Source organism: Micromonospora coerulea (genome assembly GCF_016598485.1).
Taxonomy (GTDB): Bacteria; Actinomycetota; Actinomycetes; order Mycobacteriales; family Micromonosporaceae; genus Micromonospora; species Micromonospora coerulea.
Genome location: NZ_JAEMUW010000031.1, coordinates 12848 through 25688 on the forward strand (window position 1 = coordinate 12848; position 12841 = coordinate 25688).

Below are 12841 nucleotides of genomic sequence, written 5' to 3' on the forward strand. Positions count from 1 at the left end.
GCGCCCGGCCGCGATGCCAGGCCCGGACGGGATGTCCGGACCCGGCCCGGGTGGATCAGTTTGCGCCGAGGTCCTGCAACGCCTTGGCCGCGCCCCGGTGCAGTGGCACGGGGTCGGTCTTGCGGGCGTTCTCCAGGCTGATGCCCTTGGCGGCCGGATTGGCCTGGGCGAGGGCGTCCTTCTTCTCGAAGACCGTCTTCGTGATCGCGCAGGCGACGTTCGCGTCGAGGTTCTTTCGGACCAGCAGCACATTCGGCACCACGATGGTGGGGGTGTCTGCCGTGGTCCGGTAGACGTCCGCGCGGATCGTCCCGGCCTGGTACGCGGGGTTGAGTTCGGTCATCTTCGGCAGCAGCGGAGTGATGTCTATGAACTTCACCTTGTCGCCGGCGGTGGTGAACAGGTCGGTCACCCCGCCGGTGGGCAGCCCGCCGGACCAGAAGAAGCCGTCGATGCTGCCGTCCTTCATACCCTCGACGGTCTTGGTCAGGTCGAGCCGCTGCGCCTGGATGTCCTTGGCCGGGTCCAGCCCGGCGGCCTGCAGCAGCCGGTTCGCGATGACCTCGGTGCCGGACTTGGGGGAGCCGGTGGAGATCTTCCTGCCCTTCATGTCGGCGACCGAGGTGATCCCCGATTCGGCGCGGACCACCACCTGGGTGTAGTTGTCGTAGATCCGGGCGAGCGCCTCGACCGGCTGCGGGGCGGTGAAGCTGCCCTTGCCCTGCACCGCGTTGACCGCCGTGTCGAAGAGCGAGAAGGCGACGTCGTACTGGCCGCCGACCAGCTGCTCGACGTTCTGCACCGAGGCGCCGGTCTCCGCGGCGGTGCCGGTCAGCTTGCCGTCAGTGGCCGCGGAGAGCTGGCCGGCCAGGGCGTTGCCGACCACGTAGTAGACCCCGGTGGCGTTGCCGGTGGCGATGCCGACCCGCGTGTTCTCGGTGACCTTGCAGGTGACCTCGCTGGCGGCGTCGTCCTTCGCCGCGCCGCCCTGACGGCCCCCGCATCCGGCGGCACCCGCCGCGACGATGGCCAGCGCGCCCACCCCCGCGGCGATCCGCACGTTCATCCGTCCCACTACATCTCCTCCCGCTGGTTCACTGGTGATGGCGATGGCGCGTCGGCCCGGTCGGCGGCGCCGCGTCGTACGAGCACACCCGCCACCGTCGCGGCGGCCAGGACCGCGCCGACCGTGACGGGTACGGGTTCCAGCCAGAGCAGCGCCAGCCCGGCGAGCGCGCCGAGCAGCCGCTCCGGCGGGCCTGCCGGGCCGATGCCGGGCAGCCAGCCGCCCGCCGCGACGGCCAGCACGGCGACGCTGAGCGCAACGACCGCCCCGGCCACGGCGATCCGCCCCGGACCGCCGATGCCGAGCAGCCCGAGGCCAGCCGGGGTGATCACGAAGGCGATCGGGATGAGGTAGGCCGGCAGGGCGTACCGCAGGGTCTGCCACATGGTCGGCACCAGCCGGCCGCCGGTCACCGCTGCGGCGGCCACCGCCGCGAGCGCGGTCGGCGGGGAGACCTCGGACAGGACCGCGAAGTAGAAGACGAACATCGCCGCGGCGGGCGCGGCGACGCCCAGGTTGAGCAGGGCCGGGCCGATGATCACCCAGCCGATCACGAACGAGGCGGTGACCGGCACGGCCAGGCCGAGCAGGCTGAGCGCGATCGCGGCGAGCAGCGCGGTGAGCGCCAGCACCACCGCCGGGTCCGAGCTGACCGCCTGCGCCCCGCCGACCAGCAGCGCGGCCGCCTGCGGGCCGAGGCCGGTCTTGGTGGTGGTCGCCGTGATGATGCCCGCCGCGGCGCAGACCGCGGTCACTGCGAGTACCCCGCGCACGCCGCCGCTGAGCGCGGCCACCAGGCGGGCGGGGCTGAGCCGGTGCCGCCGGTCCAGGAAGGACAGCGCGGCGGCCAGGACGGTGGCGGCCACCACGGCCCGCGTCGCGGACATGCCGAGCGCGAGCAACACGATGATCACGAGCAGCGAGAGGAAGTGGTAGCCGAAGCGGGCCAGCAGCCGCCAGGCAGAGCCGGTGTCGATCACCACCGGGCGCACGCCGGAGCGCCGGGCGTCGATCTCGACCGAGAGCAGGATGCCGAGGTAGTAGAGGACCGTCGGGACGGTCGCCCAGCCGAGCACCTGGAGGTACGACACGCCCAGGTACTCGGCGATGATGAAGGCCGCCGCGCCGAGGGTGGGCGGGGAGAGGATCGCCCCCACGCCCGCGGCGGCCAGCATGCCGCCCGCACGCTCCGCCGGGTAGCCGGCCCGGCGCAGGATCGGCCAGGTCACCGCGCCGATGCTCACCGTCGTCGCGGCACCCGATCCGGAGACGGTGCCGAGCAGGAAACCGGAGGCGACGGCGGTGCGCCCGGCGGCCGTCCGGGAGCGCCGGAAGGCGGCGGCGGAGAGCTCCACGAAGAATCGGCCCGCCCCGGAGAGGTCCAGCACCGCGCCGTAGATGGTGAAGAGCACGATGTACGAGGCCGCGACGTCCAGCGGCGTCCCGTAGAAGCCGCTGTCGGAGTTGTAGAAGGCGTCGACGAGCTGGCCGAAGTCGAGGCCGGCGTGGGCCACCGGCCAGGACTGCGGCAGCAGCCCGCCGTAGTAGCCGTAGGCCAGGAAGAGCACGCAGACCGCGGGGAGGATCCACCCGGTGGTGCGCCGGCACGCCTCCAGCAGCAGGAGCAGCAGCACGGTGCCCATCGCGACGTCCAGCGGAACGAGCAGGCCCTGCCGGTCGAGGAACGCGTCGTACCCGCCACCGCCGGCGCCGAGGGTGACCGGTAGCACCGGGTAAAGGCAGCTCACCAGCGCCGCGACGGCGAGCGCCCAGTCGATCGGGGTGGGCCCCTTCGCCGCCCGGCCTGCCGCCGTCCCGACCCCCGTCGCCGCACCGTCGGCCGGTACGGCGGGCCCGTCGGCCGGTGGGCCGGGGGCGTCGGCCGTTCCGCGCCGGTGGGGCAGTCGCAGGTCCGCCGGGTACGCGAGGAAGACCATCGGCAGGACGCCGGTCAGGAAGATGATCAGGTAATACTTGCTGCCCTGCGGGAGCGGGAAGAAGACCTGCCAGAGCGCGAGCAGTGCGATCGCCAGCGTCGCCCCGCTGAACAGCAGCCCGATCGGTCCGGAAAGGACGCGCCCCGGTTTCTCGTCCTCGAACCGGGCGGCGAGTTCCCGGGTGTCGGGGTGGGCGCCGGTCGGTCCGTCGTCGGCCCAGGCCGGATCGCCGACCGTTCCGTCGTCGGGCGGGAGGGTGACCGGGGCGGCGTCGTCGGGCGCGGACGTCGTCTCCCGGGAGCCGGCGGGCCGGGGCTTCGGGGGAGAGCCGTCGGAGGAACGAACGGGCGACACGAGGGGAACATACGCGAATTTCGTACACTACGCATTGCCCCTCGTGATTGCGTCAAGTGACGGAAATCGGGTGGCGGTCACTCAGCGCACCCGTGTCCCGGAAGGGTTTCCGCAGTATCCGAGCAAGATCTGTGGCGATATCCGCGCGCCGCACGAGTCCGAAATGGATCTGTCCACTATGAGGCGGAATCGCCACGGCAATCGGCTCGCGGCGGGACCGTCAGGCTGCTCACGCCGGGTAGCGGACATTACTCTCCGTGTTGTCGTGGGTTGCGGTTAATCCGGTCGAAGCTGTCGGACCCGGCCGCTAGGGTCGGCCGGTGACCATTGCTCAACCACTCATCCAGGCTCGGGGGCTGGTGAAGCGGTTCGGCGACTTCACCGCCGTCGACGGCATCGACGTCGAGGTGCGAGCCGGCGAGGCGTTCGGCTTCCTCGGGCCGAACGGCGCCGGCAAGTCCTCCACCATGCGCATGGTCGGCTGCATCTCGCCGCCGAGCGGCGGCGAGCTGCGCATCCTCGGCATGGATCCGGTCCGGGACGGGCCGGCGATCCGGGCCCGGCTGGGCGTCTGCCCCCAGCTGGACAACCTCGACCCGGAGCTGACCGTCCGGGAGAACCTCACGACCTACGCCCGCTACTTCGGCATCCCCCGCCGGGTGGCCCGCGAACGCGCCGCCGAGCTGCTCGACTTCGTCCAGCTCACCGAGCGCGCCGACAGCAAGGTCGAGCCGCTCTCCGGCGGCATGAAGCGCCGGTTGACCATCGCCCGCGCGCTGGTCAACAACCCGGAGATCGTCCTGCTCGACGAGCCCACCACCGGGCTCGACCCGCAGGCCCGGCACCTGGTCTGGGAGCGGCTGTTCCGGCTCACGCAGCAGGGCGTCACCCTGGTGCTCACCACCCACTACATGGACGAGGCCGAGCAGCTCTGCGACCGCCTCGTGGTGATGGACGGTGGGCGGATCGTGGCCGAGGGCTCGCCCCGGGCCCTGATCGAGGAGCACTCCACCCGGGAGGTGGTGGAGCTGCGCTTCGCCGCCGACTCGCAGGAGGCGTTCGCCGGCAAGCTCGACGGGCTGGGGGAGCGGGTGGAGGTGCTGCCCGACCGGATCCTGCTCTACGTCGCCGACGGCGACGCGGCAGTCGCCGAGGTCACCGCGCTCGGCCTCGTCCCGGCCAGCGTCCTGGTTCGGCGCAGCAGCCTCGAGGACGTCTTCCTGCACCTCACCGGCCGGACGTTGGTGGACTGATGGCCGACATGAGCGTGGCGGAGCGGGTCCGGCCGGCGTTGCCGCGGGTGCCGGCGCTGGCGGTGCTCGCGCACTACCTGGTGGGCTACCGGCGCACCTGGCGGGCGGGGGTCTTCTCGTCCTTCCTGCTGCCGGTGCTCACCGTGCTCGGCTTCGGCGTCGGCGTCGGCGCGTACGTCGACCAGGGGGTCGGCGGCGTGCCCTACCTCGCCTGGCTGGTGCCGGGCCTGATCGCGTCCACCGCGTTGCAGGTGGCGATCGGCGAGTCGACCTGGCCGGTGCTGAGCAACTTCCGCTGGATCAAGACGTACTTCGCCCAGGTCGCGGCGCCGCTGCGGATCGGCGACATCCTCGCCGGGCATCTCGCCTTCGTGCTGTTCCGGGTGTTCACCAGCACGGCCGCGTTCCTCGTGGTGACCGCGCTGTTCGGGGCGCTGCGCTCGCCCTGGGCGGTGGCGGTGCTGCCGGTGGTGCTGCTGCTCAGCCTGGCGGTGGCCGCGCCGACGTTCGCGTTCAGCGCCTGGGCGCCGAGCGACAGCTACCTGGCGCTGCTGTTCCGCTTCGCGGTCATCCCGATGACGCTCTTCGCCGGGGTGTTCTTCCCGGTCGAGTCGCTGCCGTCGGGGCTGCGCCAGCTGGCGTACGCGACCCCGCTGTGGCACGGCGTGGACCTCTGCCGGGCCGCCACGCTCGGCGAGGCGCCCCAGTGGTCGGTCGGCGGCCACCTGCTCTACCTCGCCGCCTGGGCGCTCGCCGGCTGGCTGCTGGCCCGGCGGGCGTTCCGTCGCAGTCTCGTCGTCTAGGGGAGGATGTCGTGGTCGGTCTCGTCCTGCCCCGGCTGGTCAGCTTCGAGGGGGCGCCCCGCCGCTCCGCGTCGGTGGCCGAGCGCAACTTCACGTCGCTGAAGAGCGCCTACTGGCTGGTGCTCTTCTCCGGCTTCCTGGAGCCGGTGCTCTACCTGTTCTCCATCGGCATCGGGGTGGGCGCGCTGGTCGGCGACCTCACCCTGCCCGGCGGCCGGGTCGTCTCGTACGCCGCGTTCGTCGCCCCGGCGATGCTGGCCTCGTCGGCGATGACCGGCGCGCTGGCGGAGACCACCTTCAACTTCTTCGGGAAGATGAAGTACATGAAGCTGTACGACGGGATCATCGCGACCCCGGTGCAGCCGTTCGAGATCGCCCTGGGCGAGCTGGGCTGGGCGATGATCCGGGGGTCGCTGTACTCGGCGGCCTTCCTGGTGGTCATGGTGGTGATGGGCCTGACCGGCGTCGGCGCGGCGGTCACCGCCTTTCCGGCCGCGGTCCTGGTCGGCTTCGCCTTCGGCGCGCTCGGCATGGCCGTCGCCACCTTCATGCGCAGTTGGCAGGATTTCGACCTGATGGGTTCGGCCCAGTTCACCCTCTTCCTCTTCTCTGGCACCTTCGTCCCGGCGGAGGCGTATCCGGCCGTGCTGCGCTGGGCGGTCGAGCTGACCCCGCTCTACCGGTCGGTGCACCTGATCCGGGGCATCGCCGTGGGCGCGTCCGGCTGGTCGTGGCTGCTCGACGTGGCGTACCTGCTGGTGCTGACCGCGGTGGGTCTCCTCGTGGCCTCGCAGCGGATGGGCAGGTTGCTCTACAAGTAGGTGGTTAACCCCCTTTCCGTTCGGGCATGTCGAGTCGGACGATGCCGAGCATGAGGGAGGGGCGATGGCCTCCGACGAGTCTTCCGCCCGGGGCGGGCGCGACCGCGATGAGTCCGGCGTGGTCTCCGCGGCCCGCCACGGCGTGGAGCGGGCCCGGGACCGGGCCCACCTGCGCGGCGGGCAGCCGGCCGGCGACGGCCGGAACCGGCGGGGCGGTGCCCCGGGCCGTTCGGGGCCGGTCGGCCCGGACGAGGGGCCGGAGAGCCCGGCCCAGCTGCCGGGCGCCGGGTGGAAGGCCGCGCTGAAGCGCACGGTCAAGGAGTTCCAGGACGACAGCCTCACGGACTGGGCCGCCGCACTCACCTACTACGGCGTCCTCTCGATCTTCCCGGGCACGTTGGTGCTCATCTCGGTGCTGGGGCTGCTCGGCGAGGGTGCCACCGAGGGGGTCAAGGACACCGTCAACCAGGCGGTGCCGCAGGAGAACATCCGCGACATCATCGAGACGGCGATCGAGCAGGCGGGCGCCTCCGGCGGCCTGGCCAGCGTCGCCGCGATCCTTGGTGTGCTCGCTGCCTTCTGGTCGGCCTCCGGCTATATCGCCGCCTTCATGCGCGCCTCGAACAACATCTACGACGTCCCCGAGGGCCGGCCGATCTGGAAGACCCTGCCGATCCGGCTCGGGGTGACCGCGCTGGTCGGCGTGCTGCTGCTGGCCGCCGCGGTGATCGTGGTCTTCACCGGTGGGCTCGCCGAGCAGGTGGGCAGCGCGATCGGGCTCGGCTCGACCGCCCTGACGGTGTGGAACATCGCCAAGTGGCCGGTACTGCTCATCCTGGTCAGCCTGATGTTCGCGATCCTCTACTGGGCCTCGCCGAACGCCCGGCACGGTGGCTTCCGCTGGGTCAGCCCGGGCGGCGTGCTGGCCGTGGTGATCTGGCTGGTGGTCTCCGGCCTCTTCGCCCTGTACGTCAGCAACTTCGGCTCGTACAACAAGACCTACGGGACGCTGGCGGGCGTGATCATTTTCCTGGTCTGGCTCTGGCTGAGCAACATCGCGATCCTGCTCGGCGCGGAGTTCGACGCCGAGCTGGAGCGCGGCCGGGCCATCGAGGCGGGGCACCCCGTCGAGGAGGAGCCGTACGTGGAACTGCGCGACGACCGCAAGCTCAGGAAGAAGCGCAACGCCGCTGGTCGCTGACCCGCTCGACCCGAGCGCCCCGCCGCACCCGCGCGCGGGGCGCTCTCCGTCCCGGGCCCGGCCCGGGCGACGTAGCGGACCCGGTGCGCAATCGCGGGCAGCGCCCCGGGCTCGGGCCGCGCGTGGCACTGCCACGCGCGGCCCTCCTGTTTCCGGAAGCCCGGTGACCAGCGTTGCTTTCCGTGATCCACTACGCGCTTTTGCTCAGATGGACAAAAGTTTGCGTCGGATCGGCCGAAGCTATGGACACGCGGCCCGGAAGGCTCCTACTGTGTCGAGCACGACACATCGCCGTTGCGTCGATGTGAACGACTCCGATGCGGAGGTGAGTCCCGGTGCGGACGGTGGACCCCCTGCACGTACGGCTGCTGCGGCTGCTCCGCGACGAGGGGGCGGTGTCCCGGGCGGAGCTCGGCGACCGGTTGCAGATGCCGCGCCCCCGCCTCCTCGCCGAGCTGGAACGGCTGGTCGGCCTCGGCTACGTCGCCGAGGCGGGGCTGGCCGCGTCGCGGGGCGGCCGACGCTCCACTCTGGTCGAGCTGAGCCCGCAGCTGCGCTTCGCCGCGGTCGACCTGGGCGCCAGCTCCATCGATGTCGAGGTGGTCAACGGACGGCTCGAACCGGTGGCCGCCTATACCGAGCCGGCCGATATCCGCTCCGGTCCCAAGGTCACCCTCCAACGGGTCAACGAGCTGTTGCACAAGGCCAAGGTGGACGGCGCGTACGAGCGGCTCGACGCGGTCGGCATCGGCGTGCCCGGGCCGGTCAGCTTCCGCGACGGCGTGCCCGTCTCCCCGCCGATCATGCCCGGCTGGGACCGCTTCCCCGTCCGTGAGCTGCTCACCCGGGAGCACGGCTGCCCGGCGGTGGTCGACAACGACGTCAACATCATGGCGATCGGCGAGCGGCACGGCGGGGTCGCCCACTCGGTGGACGACTTCCTCTTCATCAAGATCGGCACCGGGATAGGGTGCGGCATCTACCTCAGCGGTGAGGTCTACCGGGGCACCGACGGCTGCGCCGGGGACATCGGCCACATCCAGGTCGACGCGAACGGTCCGATGTGCTCCTGCGGCAACCTCGGCTGCCTGGAGGCGCTGTTCAGCGGCGCCGCGCTGGCCAAGGAGGCGACCGCGGCGGCCCGGGCCGGCATCTCCCCGGCGCTCGCCGAGCGGCTGACCGCCCGGGGCGCGCTGACCGCGCTGGACGTCGCGCAGGGCGCCGCGGAGGGGGACGTGACCTGCATCCAGCTCATCCGCGACGGCGGCCGGCGGGTCGGCAGCGTGCTGGCCGGCCTGGTCAGCTTCACCAACCCGTCGATGATCGTGATCGGCGGCGGGCTGGCCCAGCTCGGGCACATCCTGCTCGCCGAGATCCGCAGCGTGGTCTACCGCCGGTCGCTGCCGCTGGCCACCGGCAACCTGCCCGTCGTCCTCTCCGAGCTCGGCCCGCGGGCCGGGGTCGCCGGGGCGGCCGTGCTCGCCAGCGACCTGGCCTTCGGGGAGGCGTCATGACCGCATCCGACGCCGCGAGCGCGCCGACCCCGCCGGACCCCACCACCATGAGCGAGGAGGTCGCCGTGACGAAGGCGCCGCTGGTCGAGGCCCCCGCCGACACCGTCGCGGGCGAGGTGGTCCTGCGCCTCACCGACGTGGTCAAGACCTTCCCCGGCGTACGCGCGCTGGACGGGGTGCAGCTGGAGGTGCGCGCCGGTGAGGTGCACTGCCTGCTCGGGCAGAACGGCGCCGGCAAGTCCACCCTGATCAAGGTGCTCTCCGGGGTGCACCGGCCGGACTCCGGCGACGTGTACTGGCGGGGCGAGCCCGCCACCTTCGCCAACCCGCAGGCCGCGATGCGGGCCGGCATCGCCACCATCTACCAGGAACTCGACCTGGTCGAGGACCTCTCGGTCGCGGAGAACGCCTTCCTCGGCCACGAGCCGCGCCGGCTCGGCTTCGTCCGCCGGGGCCAGATGGCCCGCCGCACCCGGCAGATCCTCGGCCGGCTCGGCCACCCGGAGATCCCGCCGGGCCGGATGGTCCGGGCGCTGCCCGCCGCCGGCAAGCAGATCGTCAGCATGGCGCGGGCGCTCTCCCACGAGGCCCGACTGATCATCATGGACGAGCCGAGCGCGGTGCTGGCCCACGACGAGGTGGGCAACCTGTTCCGGATCATCCGGGAGCTCACCGCGCAGGGCATCGCGGTCATCTACATCTCCCACCGGTTGGAGGAGATCCGCGAGATCGGCGACCGGGTGACCGTACTCAAGGACGGCCGGACCACGGCGGCGAACCTGCCGGCGCGCGAGACCCCGACCCGCGACCTGGTCTCGCGGATGACCGGCCGCAGCATCGAGTACGTCTTCCCGGACCGCCCGGCCGCCGAACCGGACGGCGCCGAACTGCTGCGGGTGGACGGCCTGACCCGGGCCGGCGAGTTCGCCGACGTGTCGCTGACCGTGCGGGCCGGCGAGATCGTCGGCATCGCCGGGCTGGTCGGCTCTGGCCGCTCGGAGCTGCTGGAGACCATCTTCGGTGCCCGGCGCGCGCAGGCCGGCACGGTCCGGATGGGCGGTCGCGCGCTGCGGCCCGGCAGCGTCGGCGCGGCGGTGCGGGCGGGCATGGGCATGGCCCCCGAGGAACGCAAGAGCCAGGCGCTGCTGCTCGGCGAGCCGATCTATCGCAACGTCACCCTGGCGACCTTCGGCCGGTACGCCCGCCTCGGTTTCACCGACACCGGGCGGGAGCGGGCCGAGGCGGACCGGATCGCCGACTCCCTGGAGCTGCGTCCCCGCGACGTACGCCGGCCGGTCCGCACCCTGTCCGGGGGCAACCAGCAGAAGGTGGTGGTCGGTCGCTGGCTGCTCGGCGACACCCGGCTGCTGCTGCTCGACGAGCCGACCCGGGGCGTGGACGTGGGCGCCCGGGCCGAGCTCTACCAGGTGATCCGCGCGCTGGCCGCCCGGGGCGTCGGCGTCCTGCTGGTCTCCAGCGAGGTGCCCGAGGTGCTGGGGCTGGCCGACCGGGTCCTGGTGATGCGGGAGGGCCGGGTGGTCCGCGAGGCCCCGGCCGGCGAACTCGACGAGAACACGGTGCTCGACCTCGTCATGGCGGGGTCCCTCATGGAAGGTGCGCCAGCATGAGTGAGATGACTCCGACGGCGACGTCGGCGCGGGCGGACCTGCCGGCGCCGTCGCCGCCGGTCGACCCGGCCGAGACGGCGGCGAAGGCCGACGCCGCGCGGCGGCTCTCCTGGTGGCGGGGTGACGGCGGCGAGGGCGTCCGCCGCAACCTCGGCCTCATCGGGGTGCTGGTGGTGCTGATCGTGATCGGCATCCTCACCCGACCGGATCTCTACGGCGACTCGAACTGGGTGTGGGACAACATCCTCACCATCCTCAAGCTCGCCTCGGTGGTCGGCGTGGTCACCGTCGGGATGACCTTCGTGATCATCGGTGGCGGCATCGACCTCTCGGTCGGCGCGATCGTCGCGCTGGCCGGGGTCTGGGCCACCACCGTGGCCACCCAGAGCTACGGCGCCGGGGGCATGGTCTTCGCGGCGCTCACCGTCGGGCTGGCGGTCGGCCTGGTCAACGGGGTGCTCATCTCGTACGGCCGGCTGGTGCCCTTCATCGCCACGCTGGCCGTGCTGGTGGCCGCCCGCGGCCTGGCCGCGGAGATCTCCGACAAGCAGACCCAGGTGTCCAGCAACACCTTCATCAACGGCATCGCCAGCAACAAGCTGCTCGGCATCCCGCTGCTGGTCTACATCCTCGCCGCGGTGGTCGCGGCCGGCTGGGTGCTGCTCAACCGCACCACCTTCGGGCGGCGCACGGTGGCCGTCGGCGGCAACCCGGAGGCGGCCCGGCTGGCCGGCATCAACGTCCGGCGGCACACCCTGCTGCTCTACGCGCTCTCCGGGCTGTGCTGCGGCATCGCCGCCATCATGCTCACCGCCCAGGCCAACTCGGCCCAGGCGGCGATGGCCAACCTCTACGAGCTGGACGCGATCGCCGCCGCGATCATCGGCGGCACGCTGCTCAGCGGCGGGCGGGGAACGATCATCGGCTCCCTGCTCGGCGTGATCATCTTCTCGACGATCACCAACCTCTTCGCCATCAACGGCCTCTCCACCGAGGCCCAGAACATGGTCAAGGGCGGCATCATCGTCGCCGCCGTCCTGGTCCAGCAGGTGCAGTTCCGCAGCCTCACCCAGTTCCTCGGCCGTAACCGGGCCACCACCACCTGACCCATCGCGACATCGGCGGCCACCTCGACAGCGACGGTGGCCGGGCTCAGCACACCCTTTTTCCACCCCACCACCTCATAAATGGAGGTCGTCATGACCCAGCACAGTCGCGATCTGTCGCGCCGCCGGCTGCTGTTCGGCGGGGCCGCGCTCTCCGCCGGCGTCGTGCTCGCCGGCTGCACCAGCAACGAGACGGCGCCGACCGCCGCCCAGACGAAGGCCGCCGCGGCCGGCGGCAACGCCGACCCGGGCAAGAAGGTGACCATCGGCTTCTCCGCCCCGGCCGCCGACCACGGCTGGATCGCCGCCATCACCAACAACGCCAAGGCGCAGGCCGGGGCGTACTCGGACGTGGAGTTCAAGAGCGTGGAGGCCGGCGCGGACGCGGCGGCCCAGCGCGCGGCGCTCTCCACGCTGATCTCCCAGAAGCCGGACGTGATCGTGCTGCTGCCGTACGACGGCAAGGAGCTCAACGCGTTCGGCCTGGAGGCGATGAAGGCCGGCATCCCGGTGGTCAACCTGGACCGGGCCTTCCCCGACGCGCGCGCCTACCGGCTCCAGATCAAGGGTGACAACTACGGCATGGGGGTGGCCGCGGCCACCTACATCGTCGCGCAGCTCAAGGCCAAGGGCGTGAGCAACCCGGTCATCGGCGAGATCCCCGGTATTGACTCGCTGGAGCTGACCCAGGAACGCTCCAAGGGCTTCGCCGACACCCTCGCCGCGAACGGCCTGAAGGTGGCCAACCGGCGCCCGGCCGAGTTCACCGCCGACTCCGGCCAGCAGGCGGCCACCGGACTGCTCCAGGCGCTGCCGAAGATCGACGCGCTCTGGAACCACGACGACGACCAGGGCATCGGCGTCCTGGCCGCGGTCAACCAGGCCAACCGCAAGGAGTTCTTCATGGTCGGTGGCGCCGGCTCGAAGAAGGCGATGGAGGACATCCAGGCCGACAACACGGTGCTCAAGGCCACCGTCACCTACAGCCCGTCGATGGCCTCCTCGGCCATTTCCCTGGCCCGCCTGATCGGCCAGGGCAAGGGCATGTCCGACCTGGTGGAACTCCAGGTTCCCAAGGAGATCGTGCTCGCCTCGGAGACGATCACCAAGGAGAACGCGGGCGACTACCTGAAGCTCGGGTTCTGACACACGGGGGGA

Annotated in this window: 10 protein-coding genes; 8 read left to right on the forward strand and 2 right to left on the reverse strand. The window is 72.0% G+C overall.

The window, feature by feature from the left end; all coding sequences use genetic code 11:
- Window positions 1–55 precede the first annotated feature (55 nt).
- Window positions 56–1075, reverse strand: coding sequence for a TAXI family TRAP transporter solute-binding subunit (locus I8N68_RS28060; protein WP_200215505.1), 1020 nt, complete (start codon window positions 1073–1075; stop codon window positions 56–58).
- On the reverse strand, window positions 1075–3357 hold the full coding sequence (locus I8N68_RS28065) for a TRAP transporter permease (protein ID WP_200215506.1): 2283 nt from the start codon (window positions 3355–3357) through the stop codon (window positions 1075–1077). Before I8N68_RS28065 ends, I8N68_RS28060 begins: the two co-directional genes overlap by 1 nt.
- Before the next feature lie 320 nt (window positions 3358–3677).
- Here I8N68_RS28065 and I8N68_RS28070 point away from each other — a divergent pair, with 320 nt between their 5' ends.
- The 8 genes from I8N68_RS28070 to I8N68_RS28105 all read left to right on the forward strand — a co-directional run bounded on the left by I8N68_RS28070 (window position 3678) and on the right by I8N68_RS28105 (window position 12829).
- A complete protein-coding gene (locus I8N68_RS28070) occupies window positions 3678–4610 on the forward strand; it encodes an ABC transporter ATP-binding protein (RefSeq protein ID WP_200215507.1) in 933 nt (310 codons plus the stop codon).
- An 8-nt stretch (window positions 4611–4618) separates the two neighbouring features.
- Window positions 4619–5413, forward strand: a complete 795-nt coding sequence (locus I8N68_RS28075; protein WP_372433875.1) for an ABC transporter permease — start codon at window positions 4619–4621, stop codon at window positions 5411–5413.
- An 11-nt stretch (window positions 5414–5424) separates the two neighbouring features.
- Entirely contained in the window at window positions 5425–6234 is an 810-nt protein-coding gene (locus I8N68_RS28080) for an ABC transporter permease (protein WP_200215509.1), read from the forward strand.
- 64 nt (window positions 6235–6298) lie between these two features.
- Window positions 6299–7435: a YihY/virulence factor BrkB family protein gene (locus I8N68_RS28085; RefSeq protein WP_200215510.1), complete on the forward strand. Its 1137-nt coding sequence runs from the start codon at window positions 6299–6301 to the stop codon at window positions 7433–7435.
- A gap of 335 nt (window positions 7436–7770) precedes the next feature.
- Window positions 7771–8949: an ROK family protein gene (locus tag I8N68_RS28090; RefSeq protein ID WP_200215511.1), complete on the forward strand. Its 1179-nt coding sequence runs from the start codon at window positions 7771–7773 to the stop codon at window positions 8947–8949.
- Between the two features lie 47 nt (window positions 8950–8996).
- Window positions 8997–10577 carry a sugar ABC transporter ATP-binding protein gene (locus I8N68_RS28095; protein WP_234040750.1) on the forward strand — a complete coding sequence of 527 codons (1581 nt, stop codon included), beginning with the start codon at window positions 8997–8999 and terminating at the stop codon, window positions 10575–10577.
- Window positions 10574–11683, forward strand: a complete 1110-nt coding sequence (locus tag I8N68_RS28100) for an ABC transporter permease (RefSeq protein ID WP_200215512.1) — start codon at window positions 10574–10576, stop codon at window positions 11681–11683. The genes I8N68_RS28095 and I8N68_RS28100 overlap by 4 nt, the downstream gene beginning before the upstream one ends.
- 93 nt (window positions 11684–11776) lie before the next feature.
- Window positions 11777–12829, forward strand: a complete 1053-nt coding sequence (locus I8N68_RS28105; protein ID WP_200215513.1) for a substrate-binding domain-containing protein — start codon at window positions 11777–11779, stop codon at window positions 12827–12829.
- Window positions 12830–12841 lie beyond the last annotated feature (12 nt).